Below are 22139 nucleotides of genomic sequence, written 5' to 3'. Positions count from 1 at the left end.
TGCCATTCTCGTCCCAGACTCTCGCTCCATAAGTCATGCGTCGAGATCTCCAAGTTGCACGCGCTTCACCCCGTTTTGGTCGAAAACCTTGATGGCTCGGTTGGTCATCGTTAAACGACCTCCACCCGGCGCTGGACCGTTGAACTCTAGGTTGCCGGCTTTATCCAGCCTCCAGCCAAGTGTTCCAGGGATATAGTTGTCGGATTGAAGGTATTGGCCGATCTTCAGCATTGTGATGCTGCCGTCTTGAATGAAGGCCGAGTTCATGAATACCTGACCGCCCTGCACCGCAAACGGCGCTGATATCGCGCCGCCGGCAATCGTGTTGACGATGGCGAACCGGTCGGCACTCACCAGGAACTGGCTTTGAAGGCCTGCCGGGCCGTTCTCGATACCGAGGCCGATACCGGCAGCTATGTACTGACCAGTCCCAGAGTTGTACTGCATCTTCACAGACCAGCTCGCCGATACCCTGCCGTTCACGTCATTTACTATCGACGTGTTCTGCTGGATGGCGGTTTGCTGATCTCCGACGGTGGTGCTGAGCTGGCTCAATTGCTGAGCAGTTGCCTGCTGGTTCGTGACCACTACTTCTTCAAGCAGCGTGACGTTTGCCGAGTTTTCGGCCACCACCGCGGTCAGTTCAGTCTGGCGTCGAGCGGATGCTTCGTTTTCGGAGGTTCTGACCTTCTCTTCCGCGACGATCGCAGCAGTGCTGGTCCAGCCTTTCAGAGCATCCGCCAGCTCGCCCTCGCCACTGTCATCTCGTGAAGCCGCGCGCAGTGCCTGAAGCGCTGTCGCCTCTGCCGTGACTACACCGTCAAGCTCGGTGATCTTGGTGGTATTCGTGGCCACCTGCTGGGCAAGCCCATTGGTGGTTTCAACGGTTTGCCCAACATCAAGCCAATAGAGCGGATTGGGTGGTGGGGTATTCGCCGGCACCGGGCCGGTGGCCTGATAGATACGCTTGCCCTGCACGACCAGGTCGTACTCTTCGTACGTATCGTCGGGGTTGTAACCCTTCAATCCGTCGAGCGCATCGATCTGATCCTGCAAGCCTGGGATTTTGTCGATTTCGTCGACAATATCCTGTCCCAACTCTGTGCGACCAATCTTCCCGGCCAGCGCCGCAAGGTATGCCGAAACATCGTTTGAAGTCTGAGCCGGCACATATAGAAAGGAGCTTTTCCCGTAGGCGTTCGATGAGCGGATGAAGTAGTAGTAGTTGGTCCAGAACCCCAGCCCGTTGTGGGTGAAGGTCAGGCCTTGCCCCAGATATTCGGCATCCGCAGACGTTGCCGTTGGCGAAGTGCTGAAGAAGTATTCGTAGGTCCCTCCATTCAGGCCGTTTTGCGAGTTGCTTGGGATCAGCACGATGCTGTCGATCGAGGACTGCACCACGCAGCTTTCTGGAATGGGCGGCCCGTTGATGCTGACGGTGATCGTTGCCTCACCGGAACGCGCCATCGGCCCAACCGCCGCCACACTCATTGTGTAGTTGCCAGACGGCAGGCCGTTGATGGCGATTTCCGTCGAGGTAGCCGGCACGTTGTGCGACTGAACTGCGGTATCGCCCTGCCGGACGATGACGATGTATTCCTTTACGATTCCTGTCGGTGGAAGCCACGAAAGCACACCCTGAGTCACCTCGGCGGTGGTGTCCTGCGTCCAAGTGACCGCACTGGGGGTGCCGAGACCACCGGCCGGCAGATTGATGAAGCCGATCGGGTTGTACGGCTGGCCCACGGCATCATCGAAGATCGCCGCCTCGTACTGTTTGACCTGGACAGTGCAGCCTTCGCTGTCGCCCATGGACCAGTCCGAAACGATGAACTCGCCCAAGATGTTCAGCGACGGCAGGTTTACCCGCACCACGCGCCCCGGCCGGCAGTTGTAGCCGGCGAAGTTCATCGGAATGCTGATCGCCCCGCCCGCGCGGCGCCGGCGCAACTCCATGTTCGCCAGGCGCTGGGCCTGATACGGATCGGTGACGTAGGAGTAGGTCAGCGTTTCTGCCGCCTCACCGCCGTCCTCAACGATCCACTGAGCAACACCGACCTCCGGGTAGTCGGTTTCCGTCCACGATTGCGACGGATCAATGAACGTACCCCGGACGGTGTTGATAGCCGAGTCGTTGGTCGGCTCGGTGCTGCCGGTGACTGTGCCGATCACCATGTCCTCGGTGATCTCGAAGTCATACGGGCCGTAGTACGCACCCGCCTGAAGCATCCAGCGACCACCAACACGAATCAGATGGCCACCGCAGGCCGCTTCAAGCTTCTGCAGCACACCCGTGCGCTGCTCGTCCGCACCGATCACGCAACCGCTGCGATAGCGCTGGCTGGTCGAGCCATCGGCATTGGTCAGCGCTTCGTCGCACACGTTCGCGGCACTGGCGAAGGTTTCGAACACGATCTCGTCGTCCGGCACGCCGCAACGCGCACGCAGGAACCACAGCAAGTGCAGCGCGGTATTGGCGCTGTAAACAGCGGTACCGGTGCGCGGGTCGTAAACGTCGTTGCGGCCGCGCACCACGAAACGGGTATCCGGGATGCCCGACGGGAATTTCTCTGCGCTGTACTGCAGCGATACCCTAACGAACGACAGGCCCCTGCCGATCTGGCTGTCCTTCCAGTCTGGGCAGTTGGCCTTCAGGAAAGCGTTCACCTGAGTCGGATTGACCACCAGCTCATAGGTCGCCTGCGCGCCGTAGCTGCCGATCTCTTCCTCGCCCAGGTAGATGTTTTCAAGCGCGGTGATCGGGCCCTCGCACAGCACGTACACCAGGTGCAGCCACTCGCCCTCACCTTGCGCACCGGCTTGCTCCTGCGCCCAGACCAGCACGCCACCGGTGGAAACGCGGCCGAGGATGAAACGGACCGGCGCCTTCGACGACCGAACGGTCTGCGCCGACGGCTCGTTGTCGCGCAGTGGCGACTTGGTGTTGAGCTTTTCCTGCTGCTCAGATGCGTAGAAGGCCAGCGCAGCGCCGGCGACCGCGCCCCACGGGCCACCTTGGGCAAAACCAACAACCGCACCAACCACAACCGAGGCAAGTTTTCTGACGCCGCCGCTCATTCAACCCTCCACGCGGCCAGTGGCTCGCATACGACACGGGCTGCGCCGTCGTCGGTTGTTGCCCAATAATCGCCAGCCCAGAAAACAGCCATGCTTCGGCCGCCGGGCGCGTCGTACAGCACCACATCACCGCGCTGGATGAACGTCAGCGGCACCCTTGCAAAATGGGCATCCCATGCCGCCTCGAGGCTGCCGTGCTGCTTTTTCAGCTGCCGCTTGGCGCCGGTTTCCGTTGTGTATTTGCCGCGGTAGTTCTGGGCCGGATCGACGCCACAAATCGCCGCCGTGCAGTCCGCAGCAAACAGGCAGCAGTCAAATTCGCCCCATGAAAAAGGCCGCTCTTGGGCGGCCTTGATCACGTCGTTTAGACGGGTTGTCCAGTCTCGGTAGCGCATGGCTAACTTCCATAGGTGAATGTCGGTGCGTCCTTCTTCGAGCCCCAGTAAATGGGCCACTCGGACATCTGGGCGATGGCGTAGAAGAACCGGTCGCCGTCATGGCGCGCGCGGTGGTTTTCGTCGGTGAAGCGTTCGGTACCGGTGCGGCTCCACTCGGCCATCCGGTCAACTACGGGCACAGTGATGCTGTTGCCGTCCTGGCCGTTGCCGGCGAACGAGAACTTGGCAGCGTCCATCCTTCCGGAAAACAGGATGTCCGCCGCGTAGTTGCCAGCCTCGTCGAACACCACGAACAGGACCTTGGCCATCCGGCCGCGGCAACCGCGTACGTTCGTCTCGGAGAGGATGTAGGCATCCAGGCCGCTGAGGGTCAGTTCGACCGACATCGGCGAACCGGAGTTGTCGCTTTCCTGCGACTGGCTGACCTGGCCAAAATTGCCAACGCCCTGATAGGTGATGCCGTCAACCACCAGGTCGCCGGTGCCGGTATGCGCGAAGACCATGCCGTCAACGAAGTCGAGCTGCACGGCGTACACCGGCATGAACCGGCCAGTTGCGATGATGTTCACCACGTTCTGGCTGAACGGGAATGCTGAGGGCATCAGAAAGCCTCCCTGAATTGATAGCTGCCGTTCGAGACCACGGGGCGCACCGACATGGACCAGGTGTCAGAGGTCATCCGCATTTCCGAGTACGGGTTGAGATACTCGACAGCGGCACCGGCCGTGAGCGTCTTGCGAATCCGCTTGTTGAGCAGCACAGTCACCCTGCCCTGCGCATTTGCTGATGCAGGATCTGTGACTTCGAACATCTCGCCGGCGATGGTGATGTAGTCGCCGGCGCTGAAAACCGGGGCATTCGCCGTTGCGCCGCCGATGATCATCGTCCTCGCCTGAGCGTTACCGGTGACCACCGTCAGTGCGCCGACGCTGTTCGTCCTGCTCCTGGTGAAGGCCGGAAGGTTGAAGGTGCCCATCATGCCGTCGAGCCGCCCGAGGAACGCCGACAGCTCGCGCTCCTGGCCCCTCGTCAATAGTCCGAAGGTCAGCGTGCACTGCCAGTAGGCGCCCGGGTAGCCGATGATTTGCTGGGCGTTCGAGAGTGTCGAAGTGAACGCCCTGCTGTTGTTGACGATGCCCCACGTCATTTCTGACGGGCGCAGCGAAGCCGGCCACGTGAGAGCCATGCGGTACTCCTTAAAGACTTATCGCCGCGCGATCAGCTGGCGGATGGTTCCGTTTTGTTTCAGGTCGCGCACGACCAACTCGTAGCCCCCCTTCGCCCCCTGCATCGCGGCCTCCTTGACCATGTTGACGGTGGCGTCATCTGGAGTGCCTTGAAAGCTGAAGCTTTGCTGGATGACCGGGGCAGCGGAAGACGCCGAGGATATCGGCACGACATTGGACTTCTTGGTTACGGCAGCCGATCCGACGTAACCGCCATCCGCGTACCCCTTCGAGTTCGCATTCATGCGCTCGAGGAATTCCCGGGCGCCTGGCTGGCTGACCACATCCTTGCGCACCACGAACTCACCGCCGTGTACCACACCCTTCGGCTCGAACTTGCCGCCGTCGCCGGTATAACCACCGTCGGAAAAGCCGTACTTCGAGCTGTAACCGGCCGCCGATGCGCCCAGACTGGAGGACGTGGCAGCAGCCGATCCAGCCGCGAAGCCATTACCAGCAGCAGACGCACCAGCACCAGCCAGCCCGCTGAACAGCGTGCCGAAGATGCCCACCGCTGCCTGACGCACCTGGATGCGAATCAGGTCGGCGATGATGCCGTCCGCCAGATCCTTGAACGACAGCTTCCCGGTCTTCACGAACTGGATGATGCCGTCTTCCATGTTGCTGAAGGCATTGGTGAACAGGTTGCGGGTTTGGCTGGCAACGTCGCGGGCCTGCTCGGAGTAGGTCTGAAACGCCGATGAAGCGCCGAGCGACCAGTCCGATTGGGCTTTGTCCACGTCCGAGTAATACTGCTGCTGCATCGCGAGGCGACTTTGCAACGCCGAACGCAGGGCTTCAGTCTCCTGGTTGTACAGGTTGTCGCTGATCCGTCCTTCGTTGTGCTGCTGCTCCAGTGCGTCCAGTTGAGACTGGTACTGCTGCTGGATATTGAGCTGTTCCTGCAGACGCTGTCGCTGCTGGTCCCCCATTCCCATGCCGGCCAGATTGTTGTCCAGCCCGGTCTTGGCCTTCGCCAACTGGCTCGCAAGGTTGGTCTGAAAAGCGGCGAGCTTTTGCGTCTCATCGGAAGCGATCTTGCGCAGCGCGTTTTCCTTTTCGAGCGCTGCGTTCTTCTTCAGTTGAGCGGTGATCAGCTCCTGGTTGGCCAACAACGACTTCTGGTCGGCCGTCAGAGTCTGCTTGCCCTTGATGTCAGAGAGTTCCTGCTCCCACTTCACAAGCGCCTGACCGGCAGCGCCGAGCTTATCGACCTCGCCCTTCTGCACGCCGATCAGTGAGGTCTGCTGCTGAAGAACGGCGTATTGCTGTTTAGCCTGATCGAGCGCCTTGATGCCGGCGTTTTCGGTATAAGCCTTCGGTTTCTTCTCGGCGGCTTCCTTGTAGATGGAGTTTTCGCGAATTGCCTTGAGCGCTGCCGCTTCCTGCTCGGCTGTAATCGAATAGCCGGCTGCGCGGGCAGCGCTGATGCGTTTCTCCTCATCCTCAAGCGCCTTGTTCATTTTCTGGCGCTTGGTGAAGTTCTGCTCAAGGCTCTTTTCAAAAGCCTCGTAAGCCACTTGCCCATCACGCTGAACCTGGGCTGCACGGGCGGCATCGTCAGCAGCCTTCTGCTCAGCCTTCGACTTCTTGTCGTAGGCATCGAGCTCGGCCTGCAGCGAAGCGATCCGCTCTCTCGTGTTGTCGTCCTCATAACCAGTATCAAGGGTAGATTTCAGGTAATTGATCTTCTGCTGAATCGCCTTTACGTCGGGACCGCTGTTCGACTCGCGACCGATACCGAGGATTGCATCCCAACCACTCTTCGCGGCGCCAGCAAGATCGTTCCATGCCTTTTCGAGCGAGCCCAAGTTTGACTTCATAGTTGCGGCTCGCTCACCCAAAGCCTTGGCGTAAGCTTCCTGAGCGATGGCTGCAGCGGCCTCCTTCTCGCCCATCTCCTGCGCCGCTCGGACCTGCTCATATACCGAAGCGGTCAAGAAGTTGTACTTGTTGTTGAGTTCAGCGACTGCCTTCACCGGGTCGTCCGCCAACCGCACAAACTCTGCGATGGTTTCTGACACTGCCTTCCCGGTCGCCTTCTCGTAGGCGATGGCGGAAGTTGCGATTTGCTCGAAGCTGGAACTGGCGATCTTCCCTGTACCGGCGAGCTGCGCAAGCGCCGCGGCAGCATCCGCCGTAGTGCCGACGGTTCCACTGACGCGCTTGGCCATTTCAGACAGCGCGAGCGTCGTGGTGCCGGCAGCATTACCAGTTGTTACGAGGGAAAGGCGATAAGCATCCTGCTCTTTCGAGCCTTGGTAGTAGGCCAGACCGAGCACACCTACCGCTGCCGCAGCCACGGTGAAAGGATTTACCAGGCCGAGGACGTAGCCGCCCAGCGCTTTTGCTGCCGGCCCAACACCCCCAAACATGTCTTTAAGCTGCCCACCTTGCTGTAGGAAAACGGTGAGTGGCGCCTGACCGCCCTGCAGCGATACGGCGATATCAGTGAACTGCGCAGGAACTCCCCGCAATGCGGCAGCTGTTGCCTTCGCCGTCATGCCGGCTTTGCCAAGATCCGAGTTGAATCGCCCGAGATCTGCTCGCGTGGTATTGATCTTCGTTTGATATTCGGAAAAGGTATCCGCGTCGATCAAGCCAAGCTTCCGGTTTTTAGCCAGTTCCTTCTCTTGCTTGTCCAGTTCGCCCAGCTTTCGGGTCACAGGATCAATACTGCCCAGCAGCTCTTCCAACTGCTCTTTCTGCGTTTTTACCTTCCTGCCCGTTGTTTCGGAGGACTGACCAACGCTGTCGATTCCGTCGGCCAACTTGTCCATCACCGGCTTGGCACGAAGGCCTGCCCCCTCGAGCGCCTCAAGTGCCTTTCGAGTGTCGGCAGCCTTTTGCTCGGCGTCCCGACTATCGATTTCCAGAACGAGGCGGGATGTCTGAGCCATTGTCTTTCTCCAGGCGCAAAAAAACCCGCCGGAGCGGGTTATTCATTGGGTGCTGATTCAGCTGTTCGCATTGAGACAGACTCGATATGCCTCATTGCGGAATTCTTTTACTGCTTCTTCCTTCATGGTGTCTGTGATCATGACTTGCTTTTCGTAAGCCTTGAGAATGACGCCTCTGGCGAATTTGCTGCCATCACCAATTTTGTCGAGCGAGTCCTCGAGCAGCTCACCTTTTTGACGAGCAGTCATTGCCTCACCTGCCAAGGCAGAAATTTTCTTGCAGGAGCTTTCGGCGGCCTGCGCCGACATCGAAAAAAGCGCAGTTACAGCAATGAGTGCGGCGAATATCGTTCTCATAAGTCCTCGCTACTTCGCGTACTTGTACGGCTCTGGTGCGGTAAGAAGCGGCTCCGCTTTGTCCCACATGCCGCGGTACCCGCGAACCGAATACGAGTAGCCTGGCTTCAGGTCAAGCAATAGCCCACGCAGATCACCGCCGGCACATCCGGCATTGTTCTTGATGCTCAGTTGAACAGGGCCAGGCTTGTGGTAAAGCTTCACCGATTTTCCGCTACTCGTTTCTGCAGCAAGCCTTTCGTTCAAGAACACCTGCATGCCGGCACCAAGGCAGCTCAAGGCGCCAGCGTCTTGCGTAAAAACAATGCGCGCGTCATCTGCTGCGCTTGGCTTGCCGAAAGCGAAAACATCCTCTGCTGAGACCTGAGCGGCCTTCTCGGGCGCGACCCTAGTTGTTTCGCAGCCGGCAAGCAGCAGGAATGCAACACCAAATGCGATTTGTCTTTTCAAAGACACCCCCTCCCTGTTTGAAGGGGGAATCTAGCATCAACCAGAGGGACTCGACAAAATCAAGACTTCAAAAGCTGAGTTACCACGGTAACCACTGCGGCCTTGATTGTGTCGAGTGTCAGCCCAATCCCCTTTTCTTTCAGAAGTCCTTTCGTCTTATCCCAAACCGACTGGGTTCTGATGCTGTCGAGAAACTCGCGCCCTTTCCATGTCAGCCCAAGCGCAAAGAACTGGGGAGGGCCGCTGAGGAATCCAGGGTCATTGCCCTCGATCAAGCCGCCTTCTTCCATCATTTTCATGTGAAGAGCCACCCAGTCAGCCGGGAACGGCGGCATTTCCTCGGCCTTTCGATGCTCACCATTCGCCTCTTCAAGGTCCAAGAGGATCATCCTGATCAGGTCCCAATTACGCTGCATGTCTTCCTCTCCGTGGCTATGAATTTCCATTCTAACCATCGTCGCCGGACAAACACACCGCATCCAGCGCAAACATCACATCGTCGATCTCATCGCGCGGCAGCGGCGACGGATGCGATTCCAGCCAGTCGGAGATCTCCCGGGCCGACAGTGGCAGTGGGAACGCCTCGGCCATGCCGGCGATGTACCGGCGACCGCGAGACACGTTGCGGTAGAGGTTCAGCAGATAGGCGGTGATCGGGTCGTTCTCCGGCTCGTCAGGCACGGCCATCTTCAGGCGCGCGTAGACCGCGCGGCGCTTCTCGCTTTCCCCGCCCCACTCTTGTTCCCACTCGAAGCGGCAGACGGCTTTCCCACCGACTCAGCTCGCTCTTCAGCGGCGTCATTGGCTGCAGCTGTACCCTCGCGCAGGACGAAGACGAAGAACTCGATATTGGTCTCCAGCAGCTCGGCGGCGATCGCCGGGCTGTACTTGATCGGGTTGCCCTCGGCGTCGAGTACGCCATCCCAGTCTTTCACGATGAAGCTCGCCAGCAGCATCGAGTGGTTCTGGTGCTCGGTCTTCTCGCCGGCGACCACGCCCACCTGCCCCTCTTCAAACCGCGCATCGTTGCGCTGAATGCGACGGCGCATGCGCTCAAGCGCAACCTGATACTCAGGGTTGTCGATGCCGGCCAGCAGCACCTTGGTGTCCTTGTCGAAGTTCGCCCAGCGCTCGCCGGTGACTGCCGGCTTCTTTTTGCCCAGTTGCAGAGCCATGGTAATTCCTCAACGCCGCGCCAATAAAAGGGCCGCCCCGGCCGGCGTGAATGCCGGGGCTGCCAAAGGTCGAGCTGGTTTATGCAGTGACGGTGATCGCCGCCGTGCTGGTATTGGTGACGTCCGACACGCTGGTGGCGGTGATCGTCGCGGAGCCAGCAGAAACGCCGGTGACCAGGCCAGAAGAGCTAACAGTGGCGACGCTCGGCGCCGAACTGGACCAGGTGACGTTTTGCGCGGCTTCGGCCGGCAATGCCGACGCAGTGAGCTGACGAGTCGCGGCAACCACAATGGATGCGGTCGTAGGCGCCACCGCGACGCTGGTCACCGGCACGAACGGAACACGGGTGATGGTCGGGCTGACCTTGGCAACGGTGTAGTTCAGCGTCACCTCGATCAGGTCGCGCTTGCCACCATTAGGCAGTTCGCCGTCCACTTCCACTGCCGGGAAGTTGAAGGTGTACTTGTTGCCCAGGCTGTCGGTGATCGGGAACACGACGCCGATCGGGGCGCGAGTGAAGGTGTTCTTCCAGATCTCCCACGCCCGCTTCGACCAGGCGAGCGTGATGCTGCCGGTGATCGCTGCTTCGGTAGCAATGTGTGCGCCCGGGCCGAGACTGTCAGAGCCGAGGCAGCGTTGCGTTTGCAGGCTGTTGTCGAGGTTGACGGTCATGGCCGAGACGCAGGCCACGCCTTCCAGCGACTGGCCGTTCACCAGGATCGTGCCGACGTTGTTGTTCGATAGGAACGGGGTGGTTGTCGGTGCGTTCGGCGAGACGACGATCGGGGTCTCGCTATCGGCGTAGTCCAGGCACGCCATGTTGAAGGTGGCGGTGATCTTACCGTCGGACGGGATGTCGAGCGCGAAGGTCGAGACGTGCGCGCCCTTGAACACGCCGTAGACGCCGACGTCGTCGTAACCCTTGGCGATGCTGAAGGTGTGGCGGGTGTCACCGACGCTCAGCACGTTACCGGTCCAATTGCCGTAGAAAGCGGCCTCCAGCAGCTGATCGAACGAGCCAAACGAGAACTCCGCCGTCAGGTCGCCGCCGATATCGATGCTGGTGGCCACCGAGCCTTGGCTCAGCCGAGTGTCGGTGATCTCGTCACTGACTTGGGTGTTGACGGTGGGGGTCAGCGCGTTGCCGGTCAGGCGCAGCGTGTCCCAGGTGCCAGTCGGGGTAACGCCGGGCGTCACCTCGGGGATGATGTGTGAAACGACTTTTGCGCCAGAGCTCATTGGAGCCTCCTATTCGCGGGCATAAAAAAACCCGCAGGCGCGGGCGTGGCGGTTGCTTCGCTGTCAGCCGGCGCGAAACCGGATGTTGACGTTGATTTGGTAGAAGCCCTCGAACTCGCCGGCGACCACTTGGCTGGCTTCCATGCACTCAAGGTCACCGGACTGCCAGTAGGCGAAGTGCGCTTCGAGCGAGTCGGCCAGCTCGTTGATGGCCTTGGTTCCGGTGCGCTCACGGGCGAAGCACTGGATGCTGATCTGCCCGGGCTTGCGGGTGTACGGACGGTCGGCCATGCCAGCCATGAAGGCCGAGGCGTACTGGATATTCAGCCGGCACCAGAGGCCGGTCGCCGGCGGCGTGAACACTTCCGGCTGGTTCGGGTAATCGATCCGCGCCTGGTCAACGCCGGTGAAGGCGACCATGCGCGCGGTGATGAGCGCCCTGATTTGCTCAAAGGTCATGTGTAGGCCTCGGATACGCCAATGAACGCGAGGTCATAGACCCCGCCGGGCGCCTGCGTGGAATGCCCCAGCTCCAGCATCTCGCCGTAGGGACTGTTGGTCTGGATATAGATCACGGGAAACTTGCCCGAGGCCTTGATGAGCATGCTGCCCTTGCTGATCGTTTCGCGGCCAGACGGGTCGATGTTGTCGGTTACGGTCATGTCCGGAGAGCCGATTGAGACCAGGTGGCTGCCCCGGAATGTGCCGCCGATATACCCCTTCCCAGCCGCCTGCGCTTTGACGAAGTAGTTCTCTTCGCGCTCCCGCTTGGTCAGCTTCTTGAAGGCCTTGCCACCGGTGCGCGCAGCGTTGCGTGCGTCGACGTTCGCGTCATAAGCATCAGCCAGCGCTACGTTCTTCGTGCGCAGCGCCACGTTGGCCTGCCATAGGTCAGGGTTACCGACCGGCGAGCGGTTCACCACCTCGGTGAGCATGGCGGTCGCGATCACGCGCGCCATCTGAGTGATGTCCTCGCCTGCCTGGTCGGCGAACTCCGTGAGGCTATGGCTCCAGCCCGCTTTGTTGGCCATCAGACTTTCCTCAGCTGGATCTCGTAATGGGCGCCAGCTGGGTCGGTCTGGACGTTGACCACGTCGAAATCGTTGATCTTGTGGCCGATGTCCGGGACCCCGCCGATTGTTTCGTTGGTCAACGCGATCAGCAGCTGGTCTGTTGCGCGAATGTTCACACCGTCTACCTGGGCAATCTTGAAGGCGTCGAATACGCCGCGACCGGTGTAGGCGATGACAACGGGTTCGCCGGCCACCTCATTGACCGGATCCCAGGTTCCCGGCAGCGTCACGCCGCCGCTGAATGGCTTCACGGCGTCCGCCAGATCGGTGTCGAAGGCCTCAGCCAGATCCGCCTGGATCTCTTCACGTAGGGCCATGGGTCACCTGTACACGTTGAAGCTGAAGCCACTGGCGCGCCAAGGCGCGAGAAGCCCCAGCGCGAATTGGACGCCATCGGGGAGCGCGGTGGATTTGCTGGTGTCGATCGAGGCGAACGTCTTGCTGGTGGTCACCGATCCGGCCTTTACAGTCTTGGCCTCCAGCGATCCCTCGGTCTGCTGCTGGTACAGCTTGCCCTCAGAAGCGACAACCGCCAGCTCGGCGCCGGCCTGTTTCACCTCGTCGGGAATGGCGTCCATTTCGATGCCGACCAGGTTGAGCGAGGTCAAATAAGCATTCGCCTGCAGCACGGCGCGGGCCTTCTTGTCGTCTGGTGCCCATGAAGGCCCGAGCTCGGCGTCCACGTCCGCCACGGTGATGTAGGTAGCCATCAGGCCTCCGCTTGAATGAGTGGGGCCGAAGCCCCGGGTGTTACTGGTTGGCCTTCAGCAGCGCGAGCAGCTCAGGCTTCGAGTCGTTGACCTTGTAGGTCACGCCCTTGGCGTCGAGCTGTTCCTTGATCTGCACGACGGTAAGATCATCGAGAGCTGAGCCGTTGTTCTGCGATCCAGGAGTCAGCCGCGCGACTTCTGCGCGGAGCGAATCAACTTCACCCAGCAGTTCATCGCGCTTGCTCTTCAGTGAGGCGATGCCTTCGTGAATAGAGGTCAATGCATCGAACAGACGAATCGGCAGTTCGCCGGCGCCAGGATGTTCCAGTGGAGCGAGACCCTCGGCCGCTTCGATCAGCAGCACGATGCCGTCGCGCTCTGCATTCAACTTGCCGATCAGCTCCTGCAGCGCTGCGCCTTCAACACCGCTTTGGCCATCGATCACCAGAACCGTCGCGGGAGCAGCCTGTCGCAGTGTCACTTCAGGCACATCGAAGGCTTCACCCTCGCGGTCTTCGGTGACGTTCGCGTCGACGATGCGCAAGCCGCGCTCCTTGGCCAGCGCCTTTACGTTTTCCCGGTATTGGTGGAACGGACCGGGCAGATACCAGATTTTGTTGCTCATGATCATGTCCTCGCGGAGCCGGGCACAAAGCCCGGCTCAACAGTCAGGGGTTACTTGGAGGCATCACCGATCAGAGCAACACCGGCGGTGTGCTTGATGCTGGTGGCTGTCTTGTCCCAGTTGGTGCCGGTCGCTAGTTCGGCGTCGGTCGGAGACTTGCCGCCGGCGGTGGTGTCCCAGGTGTAACCCTTGAGGCCCAGGCCGAAGGTGTAGTCGGTCTGGAGAGTGGTTTCGATGCGCTCTTTGCCGTTTGTGGTCTGAACGTTGCTGATGATGTCGCGGCCGTCGTGCACCATCGCTGCACCCTGCACCAGGGACAGAACGATTTCCTTGTTTGGTGTACCGGTCTGCATGAGTGCCGGGGCGTCGGTGACAACCGAGATCTTGCCGAGGATGTCCACCACGCGGACATTGCCGGCCTGGAACAGCTGCTCGCTGTTGGTGAGCGCCTGACCGACCAGCTTGTGGTAGGTGGTGCCCTGCATGATCTGGGTGACCAGCGACTGGCTCGCATCGCCGAACTTCGCGTGAGCGTTGTTCAGTGCGGCCTGGCTGATGCCGGAGGTTGCGGAGACGTCGTTCACAGCGACTGCCTGAGCGGTGATGGCAGCCACCAGCGCAGCGATCGCGGTGTTGAGTTGATCCTTCAGCAAGATCTCGGCGAACGCGCGCGATGCGACTTCGATGCCCTGCGCGGTTGGGCGCTCCAGCCAGGTCATCTGCGATGGCTCGTAGCGAATCGGGCCGAAGCCGCCGGCGACCTTCACCGAGGAGTTCTTCAGCTCGGTCAGGTCGGTGATCGGTGCGGCACCGTTGGCGGCGTAGCGATCGACACGACGCTGGGCGGCGGCAAGGGTCTGGAAGAACGACTCCTGAAGGAAGTCGCCGGTGAAGCCGTCAGGCGACAGCAGGATGGCGCCACGGCTGGCAGCGTTGAACGCCACCAGCATCTGGTCCAGCGTTTCGATGGTCGCCGGCATTACGTATTCGTTGAAGACCTGCATTTGCGACAGGGACATGAGTGATTTTCCTTATTTCTGAGGGAGGTCTGGGAACCGGCTCGCAATTGCGGCCTGTCGTTCCTCTTTGGTGCCGCCGATGTTTCCTTTTGCGGCCCCGCCGCCTTTCCCAGCACCGCCGGCCCCGCCGCCCGATGCCTTGCTACCAGCGATCAGCGGGCCAAAGGCCGGATCGTTGGTGAATTCTGCTTTCAGCTCGTCCAGCGTCGCCGCCGAGAGCTTGCCGGCCGCGTCCAGTACGACGACGGTTGGCTTACCGTCGCGCTGCTCAACGCTGAGCCGGCGTTCGATATGAGGAAGCAATGCCTTTGCGCTGCCAGGGATGGCCAAAGTGGTCGCGATCTCGGTAGCCGTGCGGCCCACAGTCAGATCCCGGATCTGGCCTTGAAGGGTGCTGTTGGTGCTTTCGAGTTGGCCGGTCAGCTCAGCTTCGCGGCGTGCGTACTTCTCGGACCAGGACTTTTCGAGCTCTTCGACGTTGCCGGACTTGCGCAGCGCTTCTTCTCGATCCAGTCGAGCCTGCTCTTCAGCAGCCTTGCGCTTGTCGGCCTCGGCCTTCTTCTCGTCCAGGAGCTCCTGAACTTTGGATTTCAGGCCGGAAACATCTTCCGGCTGTGGCAGCCCCTCAATGCCGAGGACGAACTTGCCGTCCTTCTCGACGTACAGGGCCTGGATGGATTCGTCGACGCCTTCGAGGCTGTCCAGTTGGAATTTCAAGGTCATTGCTGTCTCCCAGAGACTTGGTGCAGGCCCTGCCTGCGGGCATAAAAAAGCCCCGTCATGGACGAGGCTTGTGTGAATAAAAAGCGATGAGAGCTTCAGGTTTGTTGCTTGTAATTACTCTTCGGCGGCCTCTTTGCGAAGTTCCTGTAAGAAATCGGCGTTCAATTCAGCTCTAAACTCTGCTGTAGCGGTACCCACCACAAGCAGCAGTCCGTCGAAATTTTTGGTGCCGAGCTCATGCTCAACTTCGAAAGCAATGGACGGGAAAAATGACGCGTCGATCAACAGCCTCTTGGTTTCGCCGTACTCATAACGACCAATTATTTTGTCGTACCCAGATAACGGCGAACGATTAAGCAGCATTTGTTTTTTAGCATGCGGAGATCGTATAAAAATCCCTTTTATCACCGCAGGCTTTTCACCCGTAGATACGAGATCGATCGTAAAGTTGTCGCTGGTGAAGTACTGGCTGATTTCAACCTTGGCGGTGTTCTCCCTTCGTTGACGGTCGGCCAAGTAAAGAGCAACACCGGCAGCCGAAACCGAGCCAATACCGGATATCCAGTCCGCAAGACTTCCCATGTCGGGTACAAATTTCACGGTTGACGTCGGGTTCATATTAATTCCGGCGATCAGCCCTAGTAATCCACAAAGCACGCACGCGAACAGCGCACCAATTCCTAACATCCATTTCATGCGAACCAAGAGTCCAAAGTGATGGCAATTCACCACTCTAAAGTCCGGCGCGCTCGAACGCCAGCGGCTCAAGATCCTTCAGTTGCTGGAGAGTCAGCGTCTTGCCGTTGTCGTCGATGAACTTGTCGAGGGTCAGCTCGCCCTTACTGAAAAGCGCGTACCGGTTCGGACCAAGAATGTCGCGCTGGAACGCCGCCGGCTGACGAGCCAGCCATTCCTGATAGCTCGTCTTGCTCGACACCAGCGTCACCCCGTCAGGGCCGATTGAGGGCCGCGTCGAGCCTTTGATCTCGCGTGCAAACTCGTCCTTCAGCACCGGAATCAGCGTCGTGCGGCAGCCCCAGTGATACGGCGGCTTCGGCCCATCCAACGGGATAATCGTCTGGTCGACGCTCATGCAGAACAGCGTGGTCTTCGAGTCCAGGGTCGCCACCCTGCGCATTCCTGCGAGAATGTCGTCGTTCGTCTTCAGCGTCTCCACTCGCGCCGTGCTGGCGATGTGGTTGGTCATGGTCCGGACCAGTGCGCCGGCCTGATCCTGCTGCAACTGGTGAATGCTGGTCAGGCGTCGGCTGATCTGTTGGCTCGTCTCGCCGAGGCTGGAACCGATCTGAATCTCGCCGATGATCTCGGCGACCTTCTTGGTTCCGAATTGGTCGAGCGCACCGCTGATGCTGATGCGCTGGATGCCCTTGCGTGCTTCGAGCTGCAGCGGATCGGCCAGTGCAGCGGCGGAGATCATCTCGGCCGACGGCACATTGAGCTGAACCACCGCGCGGACAACCTTGCCCAGCATCGTCGCGTTGAACTGCGCCTCATAGGTGGCGAACTCGCCGAGATCCAGCTGAGCGCGCCCTTTGAGGTCGTCGTAGATGCCCCGCAAGTCGCCCTGAAGCGTTTCGATCTGAGAGTTGTACCGACGCGTGCCGTAAGCGCTCAGGCCGTCCGAAACGCGCTGCTTTGCCGTCTTGATGGCCTTGCTGATGAACGAAGCCACACGCTTCAGGTTTCCGCCGGCATATCGCTGGACGTAAATCTGGTGCCGCGTGGCGGCGTCCTCAAGAAAGCCCTCATTGCTCATCGTTTCCGCCTACCGGTGGCGCGCTGGCCAGCTCTTCGTCGATCTTCTCGTCGGTGCGATCAGCCTCAAGTACGCCACCCTGACGCAGGTTGACCCGGACGTCCGACTTCGCAATAAAGCCCTGCTGCCACAACTGCACCTGGGCGAGGATGTCTTGCGCGGTCATCGTCTCGTCGAAGAACGACTGGTTGAGCCAGAACACGGTGCCCTTCACGTCCGGTGCATCCATCATGAATCGCTCGGCGTCGATGATGGCTCGCTTCAGGGCCTCGGATACGTTGCCGGCAATAGTGCCCAGCACGCTGTTGTCCGAGCTGTACCGGATTCGAACAGCTTCTGCCGTCTCGGCGCCGCTGCCCTTCTGAACGACGCGGGCGCCGATCATCAGCATCTGCTCTTCCTTGTCCTTCATCAGGGTTCGGGCGAGCTGGGTTTCAGTGGCCTGCAGCATGACCGCAGACCCGGACTTGCCGAGGTTGTGTCCACGCCGCGAGCCGATGTGCATGCCGTTCGGGTTCAGTTTTGAAAACTCGTCGGATTCGATGCTGGTGGTGATAAACAGCGTCGGCTGGCTGCTGATGAAGCCGCTTTCCTCCACCGTGGCGCTGTTGCCGTAGTGCAGGATGTTGACGTCTGCCAGGTCTTCCAGCGGAGACTTGTCGATGCTGGCGTCGTTGTTCTGGGCGCCGTAGAAGCTGAACGGGATGTGATCGAAGGGCTGGCCGGCTTTATCGGTAGGCTGCGTCTCCTCGACACTTTCCTCGCCCTCCTTGTAGACGCGCTGAATGTATCGCCCATCGACCAGCAGCAGAACCCGGTTCTGCGTATACGTCTCGCGAGACAAATCGGTAGCGTTGAACTCTGACACACACTCCCGCAGGTTCACGTACACCAGGCGCTTCACGCCATCGATCACCTGCTCGTCCCAGTCGATAATCGACAGGGCGTCGTAGTGGTGGATCAGGGCGCGCTTTGTGGCAAGGTCGGCCATCGAGCTGACACCGCTTTCAGTGGCCACGGTCGGGAAATCGACCAGAAAGCCACCTCGCCCGCTGTCCAGGCACTCGCCAACGGACTCCTTCGATAGCTGCTCAAGGCTGGTACCGTCGCCGCTGGCGTTCTCCTTCAGGTACTCCACCGCGGTTGGCAGCGAGAGCTCGGCAGTCTTGCGGAACACCGCCCCCATCAGACCGGTGCGGGTCCGGCCGGTGATGTTGAGGAACATCGCCCGCTTCTTGTATTGCTTGTAGCGAGCCAGGTTCTCCGGAGATTTGTTTTCCGGGTCTGGCATCGGCAGGTATTCGTCGTGCTTGCGCACCTCACGCGCACCGGCTACGCAGCGTTTCACCAACTGCCAGCCAGGCAGGGCTTGTGCGTACTCTGCCCGGGGAGTGCTGAAATTCGCCATGGATGGCCTCAGAAGCTGAATGTGACAGGAATGTGCGTGACTGATACGCGCTTGCTCTTTGCGACCGCGAAGTAACGCCATGCATCCGCCGGGTGAGACGCCCAATCGTGAAGCGGCCGGTCTTTCCAGCAGCCCTTCTTGTCGTCCCACTCTTTGCGGTAGTTCTCAAGGGCGGTGATGCCCTCCTCGCACTTCGCCTCGTCAAAAGCGCAATGGGCGAGGATCTCTCGCGCCTGGTCGATGCCATCGTCCACACCGATCTTCGGCACGACCTGGAACGTCATGCGGTAGTGCTGGCCGTCGATCTCATAGCCTTCGCGCGCCATTTCCCGCCGGGTCTTGGCATCGCTGCCGAACTCACGGTTGTCGATGTCGTGCGGCCCCCAGTGCTCGGAGTAGGTGTAACCCTTGTCCTTGAGCACCTTCATGTAGTGCCGCAGGCCTTCCCCGCTGTTCTGGTAGAAGTCGATGACGTGGTATTCGTTGCCGACCTGACGCACGAACCAGATGGCCGTGGAGTCGCCGACACCGATGTCCCAGAAAGTCATCACCGGCAGGTGGCTGTTGTCTGGCAGCGTACCAATGCGCTGAGCGGCATACAGCTTGGTGAACTGCTGGGCGTAGTAAGCGCCCTCGATCGACTGCTGGAAGGCTTCGGCCGGGATCGACGGGTATTCCCGCTTCATGTCGTCGCCGAGGGTCTTCTCCTTGGCCGCGTACCAGGCGCGCTGACCCGGGTTCGTGTCGATGCCGTGTTTTGCGAACAGCTCGTTAAAGTAATCGGTCAGGCGCTGCGGGATGATCGCCTCGGCTGAATCGAGCCAGTAGGCTTTGTTCTTCCACCAGCTGAAGAAGAAGAACTTCCAGTCCAGCTTGCCGAGCGGCGTGCCTGACAGCAGCTGTTTCTCGGCGCTCTGCGAGTACTCGAAGAAGTAGCCCGCCCGCCCCTCCGCCGTCGATTCAATCGTGACGAAGCAATCGGTGGCCACAGCCTCAAACGCGCCGGTGACGATCTCGCGCGCCTTGTGCGGAAACTTTGCGCAGATCTTCCCGAACTCGGAGACGTGCAGGTAGCGCAGCGTGCCGCCCCGAAACGATGTGCTGACGTAGAGTGAGCCGCCCTTGCTGAATACCAGCTCGCCGGCAGCATCGTTGCTCGCAGGGTTCGCGGCGCGGATCTCTTTCGGCAGGTTGTCGTAGGCGTACTTCACCTTCTCCCGGAACAGGCGCTTAGCGTCGTTCAGGGTGTGAGCAATCAGCGCGCACTTGGCCGACTCGAACAGAGCGGCGTCGAGCTGGATGATGCAGCACTCGGTTGTGAAGCCGAGCTGCCGAGCCTTCAGGATGATGTTGCGGGTATGTATCCCGTCGAAGTATTCGATCTGCTCGTCCGTCATCCGGAAGCGGACTTTCTTGCCCTCCTTGTCGGTGATGAAGTAGAGATTGTTCAACCGCCAACGCTTATCCCGGAGCAGCTTCATGTGCTCGGGCTTCATGTCAGGCGTCCTTCGATAGTTCGTCCATCATCTTCGAGAGTTCGTCGGCTTCGTCCGTCTTCTCCTTCTCGTCCAGGCTGTATGCCTGACGCTCCAGAACCTGCAGGTTCTTCATTGCAGAGGAAAGCTGGAACAGTGTTTTGGAATTGCTGGGCAGCGAGACGGCGGCGAGCATTGAGGCGCGGCGCATACCGTTGTTGTCTTCGGAGGTCTCGGCCTCGATGTCTTCTTCGATCTCTTCGCGGCGCTGGATGGTCGACAGCAGATCATCCATCAGCAGGTTCGCAAGATTCGTCGCCTTGCGAATGTCTCGCCGGTGGCTGCGAACCACCCGGGCGCCTTCCTCGGCGGCCTCTTCGATGATCTCTGCATCTAGTTCGCAGTTCGCGCCTTGGTCGTTGCGAACCTCTCCGCGAACCAGCTTGCTGCGAACCTCTTTGCGTACCTGGTCAGAAAGGTCTCTTGCCCATCCAAGGGCTTTGGCCCTCTTCCTGATGGCGGTGTCGCTCACGCCTTGGCGCTCAGCGATTGTTCGGATGGAAAGCGAACCTGCCCGGTAGGCTCGTTCGATCGCCTCCCAGTCGGGTTGCTTGGTTGTCATGGGGATCCTTATTTTTGCTTGATGGTCATCGTGCGGATAGTGCCACCGGTGTAGATGTCTCGCTTCATGGCGGCACGAACCGCGCCCACTGCGTTTGCACCCATATCCATCGCTGCTAAGGCATAAGCGGAGCCACTGCCAATGGCGTCAGGATTGGATGGGTCGAGCTCCTGCTTCCAAACACCTGTCTTGTCGTCGTGGCCGACCATCATCAGCTTGCCACCATCGACGACATAGCCCGAACACTCCACAGGAACAAGCGAGGGGGTTCCGAAGTAGGCAGCAATCAAAGCCTTCTCGTCACATACCGCTCCAGCCAGGAAGAAACTGACGCCATCCACGGTCGCGCACTTCAGGCAATCATCTGAGACGATCGCGCCTGACCTGGTCTGCCGCGAGTCATAGGCGATAACGCCGTCTTTGTAGGCAATGGTGGTCATTCTCTCTCCAGTGTCGCGACACAATTTGCACTCTCGCGAAACGTGTCGCGACCTACTTGCTCTGACTGCGCTTGATCTGCGCGTCCACTTGGTCTGCACAGGTGTCGAGCAGATTGATGGCTTGATTCTTCAACTCCCACAGCTGGCCATTGTCGGCGAGGTCTTCATCAGCTACGCGCTCACAGGGCACCAACTCAGGGGGCTCGACTCTTACCGCCGCTGTCTTTGTTACCAGTGGCGGCTTTCCCGCGCAGGCCGTCAGGCAGAGGCTGAGCAGCCCAATCACGAACAGGCTTGCTGTTGCGTTTGAGTTCTTCAAAGTTCTTCTCCGCCTTTCTGGCTTTGGCCTGACTGGCCTGTAAGCGCTTGTTCAGGTCTTTCTGGTAATCGGCGTTTCGCTGGGCTTCGGCGCGCAGGGTGGTGATCGTGGCCTGGCTTTCAAGGTTGGCATCGACCGCCTTCTTCTTCTCGCTGGCTTCGAATGCCACCTCCCCGCGAAGGGCGATGACGCGCGACTGCTGAATCCCAATGAGGAGCAGGCCGACCAGGGCGATGATGATTGCTGCAGCGAAGGCTTTCATGCGGCATCCGCCTTGCGACCGAGGAAGCGGGTCACCAGCTCGCGGATAGCTGTCACGCCGAGGAACCCAATAGTCCCTCCCGCAGCAACCGACAGACTGGGCGGCCAGGTCATCCACTCGATCACGCTGGACGCAACAAGGCTCAGCGATCCACAGATCAGCGATTCGAAAAGGATCCGACGCTTACTGGTTTCCTTCGCGTCGTACATCACGCGAAGCAACGATACGGTGATGGCCATGATTGCGCCCTGCCAGAGCGGATTGCTCAACGCCAGCCAGATCTTGGCCCAGGTGTCTGGCTTATCAGGCATGGTAGGCATCCGAGTTGCCTCCCCCATGGGGAGATTGATAAATCCGGCGTCCGCTGCACTCCCAGCTCGGAGCAATGGGTGTGGGGAGCCGAAAACGGAAAAAGCCCCTGCAAGTGCAGAGGCCCCTGAATAGGTGCGCTCGTCTTTCCGAGCTGTCGGCCAAAGGCTTTCTCAACGTCGACGCCCCTTTGCATCGATCTCGCTGATCGTGTCTCGCGCCACCCTGAAAGCATTGTGAGGTCAGAGTGCGCGGGCTGCCGGCGTTGATCCGTGCGTCGCACTATCCGGCTATCGACGTCCAGGCCTTCCCGAAGGCTGTCCTGGCTACAGGTAAAACTACAGATTCTTTTTGTGGATGCGCCAACCCAGAGCGACACCGGGGTGCAGATACTCGCCGGTGCGCGGATGGCGCGAGAAGTCGGTCTCGCCAACTTGGCGTGCGACTGCCTCCCAAGCCGTTCTGGCGCGTTCCAACAGATTGCCTTTGGCTTTCAGCTTCACGTGCACCTCCAGAAGGTTGAATTTGAGGCAATAAAAAACCCGGCGCGCTG

General features: G+C 60.0%; 28 protein-coding genes. All 28 read right to left on the bottom strand.

Annotation, left to right across the window (positions count from 1 at the left end):
- Positions 1-33: 33 nt before the first annotated feature.
- Positions 34-3078: a phage tail protein gene (locus V3W27_RS21915; RefSeq protein ID WP_330207536.1), complete on the bottom strand. Its 3045-nt coding sequence runs from the start codon at positions 3076-3078 to the stop codon at positions 34-36.
- On the bottom strand, positions 3075-3473 hold the full coding sequence (locus V3W27_RS21910; RefSeq protein ID WP_330207535.1) for a DUF6950 family protein: 399 nt from the start codon (positions 3471-3473) through the stop codon (positions 3075-3077). The genes V3W27_RS21915 and V3W27_RS21910 overlap by 4 nt, the downstream gene beginning before the upstream one ends.
- Positions 3474-3475: 2 nt before the next feature.
- Entirely contained in the window at positions 3476-4078 is a 603-nt protein-coding gene (locus tag V3W27_RS21905) for a hypothetical protein (protein ID WP_097090050.1), read from the bottom strand.
- Complete coding sequence (locus tag V3W27_RS21900) at positions 4078-4662, bottom strand: hypothetical protein (protein WP_330207534.1); 585 nt, start codon at positions 4660-4662, stop codon at positions 4078-4080. Before V3W27_RS21900 ends, V3W27_RS21905 begins: the two co-directional genes overlap by 1 nt.
- A gap of 18 nt (positions 4663-4680) precedes the next feature.
- Positions 4681-7602 (bottom strand): phage tail tape measure protein, encoded by a 2922-nt coding sequence (locus tag V3W27_RS21895; RefSeq protein WP_330207533.1) that lies wholly within the window; start codon positions 7600-7602, stop codon positions 4681-4683.
- 57 nt (positions 7603-7659) lie between these two features.
- Positions 7660-7959 carry a hypothetical protein gene (locus tag V3W27_RS21890; protein WP_330207532.1) on the bottom strand — a complete coding sequence of 100 codons (300 nt, stop codon included), beginning with the start codon at positions 7957-7959 and terminating at the stop codon, positions 7660-7662.
- A 9-nt stretch (positions 7960-7968) separates the two neighbouring features.
- On the bottom strand, positions 7969-8409 hold the full coding sequence (locus tag V3W27_RS21885) for a hypothetical protein (RefSeq protein WP_330207531.1): 441 nt from the start codon (positions 8407-8409) through the stop codon (positions 7969-7971).
- A gap of 59 nt (positions 8410-8468) precedes the next feature.
- On the bottom strand, positions 8469-8825 hold the full coding sequence (locus V3W27_RS21880) for a DUF2513 domain-containing protein (protein ID WP_330207530.1): 357 nt from the start codon (positions 8823-8825) through the stop codon (positions 8469-8471).
- Positions 8826-8856: 31 nt separating this feature from the next.
- Complete coding sequence (locus tag V3W27_RS21875) at positions 8857-9096, bottom strand: hypothetical protein (RefSeq protein WP_330207529.1); 240 nt, start codon at positions 9094-9096, stop codon at positions 8857-8859.
- Positions 9097-9098: 2 nt separating this feature from the next.
- Positions 9099-9584 carry a hypothetical protein gene (locus tag V3W27_RS21870; RefSeq protein WP_330207528.1) on the bottom strand — a complete coding sequence of 162 codons (486 nt, stop codon included), beginning with the start codon at positions 9582-9584 and terminating at the stop codon, positions 9099-9101.
- A 79-nt stretch (positions 9585-9663) separates the two neighbouring features.
- Positions 9664-10824 (bottom strand): phage tail tube protein, encoded by a 1161-nt coding sequence (locus V3W27_RS21865; RefSeq protein ID WP_330207527.1) that lies wholly within the window; start codon positions 10822-10824, stop codon positions 9664-9666.
- A 63-nt stretch (positions 10825-10887) separates the two neighbouring features.
- A complete protein-coding gene (locus V3W27_RS21860) occupies positions 10888-11283 on the bottom strand; it encodes a phage tail terminator-like protein (RefSeq protein ID WP_330207526.1) in 396 nt (131 codons plus the stop codon).
- Positions 11280-11855: an HK97 gp10 family phage protein gene (locus tag V3W27_RS21855; RefSeq protein ID WP_330207525.1), complete on the bottom strand. Its 576-nt coding sequence runs from the start codon at positions 11853-11855 to the stop codon at positions 11280-11282. The genes V3W27_RS21860 and V3W27_RS21855 overlap by 4 nt, the downstream gene beginning before the upstream one ends.
- Positions 11855-12214, bottom strand: a complete 360-nt coding sequence (locus tag V3W27_RS21850; protein WP_330207524.1) for a hypothetical protein — start codon at positions 12212-12214, stop codon at positions 11855-11857. The genes V3W27_RS21855 and V3W27_RS21850 overlap by 1 nt, the downstream gene beginning before the upstream one ends.
- 3 nt (positions 12215-12217) lie before the next feature.
- On the bottom strand, positions 12218-12607 hold the full coding sequence (locus V3W27_RS21845) for a DnaT-like ssDNA-binding protein (protein WP_330207523.1): 390 nt from the start codon (positions 12605-12607) through the stop codon (positions 12218-12220).
- Between the two features lie 40 nt (positions 12608-12647).
- Complete coding sequence (locus V3W27_RS21840; RefSeq protein WP_330207522.1) at positions 12648-13232, bottom strand: hypothetical protein; 585 nt, start codon at positions 13230-13232, stop codon at positions 12648-12650.
- 50 nt (positions 13233-13282) lie between these two features.
- The gene (locus V3W27_RS21835) at positions 13283-14251 is read right to left on the bottom strand and encodes a major capsid protein (RefSeq protein ID WP_330207521.1); all 969 of its coding nucleotides are present in this window, start codon (positions 14249-14251) and stop codon (positions 13283-13285) included.
- 12 nt (positions 14252-14263) lie between these two features.
- Positions 14264-14974, bottom strand: a complete 711-nt coding sequence (locus V3W27_RS21830) for a hypothetical protein (protein WP_330207520.1) — start codon at positions 14972-14974, stop codon at positions 14264-14266.
- A 114-nt stretch (positions 14975-15088) separates the two neighbouring features.
- Positions 15089-15670 (bottom strand): hypothetical protein, encoded by a 582-nt coding sequence (locus V3W27_RS21825; protein WP_330207519.1) that lies wholly within the window; start codon positions 15668-15670, stop codon positions 15089-15091.
- Positions 15671-15707: 37 nt separating this feature from the next.
- Positions 15708-16751 (bottom strand): phage head morphogenesis protein, encoded by a 1044-nt coding sequence (locus V3W27_RS21820; protein WP_330207518.1) that lies wholly within the window; start codon positions 16749-16751, stop codon positions 15708-15710.
- Complete coding sequence (locus V3W27_RS21815; protein WP_330207517.1) at positions 16741-18159, bottom strand: DUF4055 domain-containing protein; 1419 nt, start codon at positions 18157-18159, stop codon at positions 16741-16743. The genes V3W27_RS21820 and V3W27_RS21815 overlap by 11 nt, the downstream gene beginning before the upstream one ends.
- Positions 18160-18167: 8 nt before the next feature.
- Positions 18168-19655: a terminase gene (locus V3W27_RS21810; RefSeq protein ID WP_330207516.1), complete on the bottom strand. Its 1488-nt coding sequence runs from the start codon at positions 19653-19655 to the stop codon at positions 18168-18170.
- A gap of 1 nt (position 19656) precedes the next feature.
- Positions 19657-20256, bottom strand: coding sequence for a hypothetical protein (locus tag V3W27_RS21805; protein WP_274129536.1), 600 nt, complete (start codon positions 20254-20256; stop codon positions 19657-19659).
- Between the two features lie 8 nt (positions 20257-20264).
- Entirely contained in the window at positions 20265-20696 is a 432-nt protein-coding gene (locus tag V3W27_RS21800) for a proteasome subunit beta (protein ID WP_108183185.1), read from the bottom strand.
- 52 nt (positions 20697-20748) lie between these two features.
- Positions 20749-20931, bottom strand: coding sequence for a hypothetical protein (locus tag V3W27_RS21795; protein WP_047297581.1), 183 nt, complete (start codon positions 20929-20931; stop codon positions 20749-20751).
- Positions 20891-21277, bottom strand: a complete 387-nt coding sequence (locus V3W27_RS21790) for a hypothetical protein (protein WP_252143694.1) — start codon at positions 21275-21277, stop codon at positions 20891-20893. The genes V3W27_RS21795 and V3W27_RS21790 overlap by 41 nt, the downstream gene beginning before the upstream one ends.
- Positions 21274-21597 (bottom strand): phage holin, lambda family, encoded by a 324-nt coding sequence (locus V3W27_RS21785; RefSeq protein WP_122597479.1) that lies wholly within the window; start codon positions 21595-21597, stop codon positions 21274-21276. Before V3W27_RS21785 ends, V3W27_RS21790 begins: the two co-directional genes overlap by 4 nt.
- Positions 21598-21924: 327 nt before the next feature.
- Positions 21925-22089, bottom strand: coding sequence for a hypothetical protein (locus tag V3W27_RS21780; RefSeq protein WP_184315735.1), 165 nt, complete (start codon positions 22087-22089; stop codon positions 21925-21927).
- Positions 22090-22139 lie beyond the last annotated feature (50 nt).

Source organism: Pseudomonas sp. AM14(2022) (assembly GCF_036346455.1).
GTDB classification, from domain to species: Bacteria; Pseudomonadota; Gammaproteobacteria; order Pseudomonadales; family Pseudomonadaceae; genus Aquipseudomonas; species Aquipseudomonas putida_A.
Note: the sequence above shows the minus strand (reverse complement) of the source record. Positions and strands in the feature narration are given on the sequence as shown.

What these genes read in the sequence shown, in the direction of transcription:
- V3W27_RS21915 (WP_330207536.1), bottom strand. Translation starts at nt 3,078, where the DNA reads ATGAGCGGCGGCGTCAGAAAACTTGCCTCGGTTGTGGTTGGTGCGGTT.
- V3W27_RS21910 (WP_330207535.1), bottom strand. Translation starts at nt 3,473, where the DNA reads ATGCGCTACCGAGACTGGACAACCCGTCTAAACGACGTGATCAAGGCC.
- V3W27_RS21905 (WP_097090050.1), bottom strand. Translation starts at nt 4,078, where the DNA reads ATGCCCTCAGCATTCCCGTTCAGCCAGAACGTGGTGAACATCATCGCA.
- V3W27_RS21900 (WP_330207534.1), bottom strand. Translation starts at nt 4,662, where the DNA reads ATGGCTCTCACGTGGCCGGCTTCGCTGCGCCCGTCAGAAATGACGTGG.
- V3W27_RS21895 (WP_330207533.1), bottom strand. Translation starts at nt 7,602, where the DNA reads ATGGCTCAGACATCCCGCCTCGTTCTGGAAATCGATAGTCGGGACGCC.
- V3W27_RS21890 (WP_330207532.1), bottom strand. Translation starts at nt 7,959, where the DNA reads ATGAGAACGATATTCGCCGCACTCATTGCTGTAACTGCGCTTTTTTCG.
- V3W27_RS21880 (WP_330207530.1), bottom strand. Translation starts at nt 8,825, where the DNA reads ATGCAGCGTAATTGGGACCTGATCAGGATGATCCTCTTGGACCTTGAA.
- V3W27_RS21875 (WP_330207529.1), bottom strand. Translation starts at nt 9,096, where the DNA reads ATGGCCGTGCCTGACGAGCCGGAGAACGACCCGATCACCGCCTATCTG.
- V3W27_RS21870 (WP_330207528.1), bottom strand. Translation starts at nt 9,584, where the DNA reads ATGGCTCTGCAACTGGGCAAAAAGAAGCCGGCAGTCACCGGCGAGCGC.
- V3W27_RS21865 (WP_330207527.1), bottom strand. Translation starts at nt 10,824, where the DNA reads ATGAGCTCTGGCGCAAAAGTCGTTTCACACATCATCCCCGAGGTGACG.
- V3W27_RS21860 (WP_330207526.1), bottom strand. Translation starts at nt 11,283, where the DNA reads ATGACCTTTGAGCAAATCAGGGCGCTCATCACCGCGCGCATGGTCGCC.
- V3W27_RS21855 (WP_330207525.1), bottom strand. Translation starts at nt 11,855, where the DNA reads ATGGCCAACAAAGCGGGCTGGAGCCATAGCCTCACGGAGTTCGCCGAC.
- V3W27_RS21850 (WP_330207524.1), bottom strand. Translation starts at nt 12,214, where the DNA reads ATGGCCCTACGTGAAGAGATCCAGGCGGATCTGGCTGAGGCCTTCGAC.
- V3W27_RS21845 (WP_330207523.1), bottom strand. Translation starts at nt 12,607, where the DNA reads ATGGCTACCTACATCACCGTGGCGGACGTGGACGCCGAGCTCGGGCCT.
- V3W27_RS21840 (WP_330207522.1), bottom strand. Translation starts at nt 13,232, where the DNA reads ATGAGCAACAAAATCTGGTATCTGCCCGGTCCGTTCCACCAATACCGG.
- V3W27_RS21835 (WP_330207521.1), bottom strand. Translation starts at nt 14,251, where the DNA reads ATGTCCCTGTCGCAAATGCAGGTCTTCAACGAATACGTAATGCCGGCG.
- V3W27_RS21830 (WP_330207520.1), bottom strand. Translation starts at nt 14,974, where the DNA reads ATGACCTTGAAATTCCAACTGGACAGCCTCGAAGGCGTCGACGAATCC.
- V3W27_RS21825 (WP_330207519.1), bottom strand. Translation starts at nt 15,670, where the DNA reads ATGAAATGGATGTTAGGAATTGGTGCGCTGTTCGCGTGCGTGCTTTGT.
- V3W27_RS21820 (WP_330207518.1), bottom strand. Translation starts at nt 16,751, where the DNA reads ATGAGCAATGAGGGCTTTCTTGAGGACGCCGCCACGCGGCACCAGATT.
- V3W27_RS21815 (WP_330207517.1), bottom strand. Translation starts at nt 18,159, where the DNA reads ATGGCGAATTTCAGCACTCCCCGGGCAGAGTACGCACAAGCCCTGCCT.
- V3W27_RS21810 (WP_330207516.1), bottom strand. Translation starts at nt 19,655, where the DNA reads ATGAAGCCCGAGCACATGAAGCTGCTCCGGGATAAGCGTTGGCGGTTG.
- V3W27_RS21805 (WP_274129536.1), bottom strand. Translation starts at nt 20,256, where the DNA reads ATGACAACCAAGCAACCCGACTGGGAGGCGATCGAACGAGCCTACCGG.
- V3W27_RS21800 (WP_108183185.1), bottom strand. Translation starts at nt 20,696, where the DNA reads ATGACCACCATTGCCTACAAAGACGGCGTTATCGCCTATGACTCGCGG.
- V3W27_RS21790 (WP_252143694.1), bottom strand. Translation starts at nt 21,277, where the DNA reads ATGAAAGCCTTCGCTGCAGCAATCATCATCGCCCTGGTCGGCCTGCTC.
- V3W27_RS21785 (WP_122597479.1), bottom strand. Translation starts at nt 21,597, where the DNA reads ATGCCTACCATGCCTGATAAGCCAGACACCTGGGCCAAGATCTGGCTG.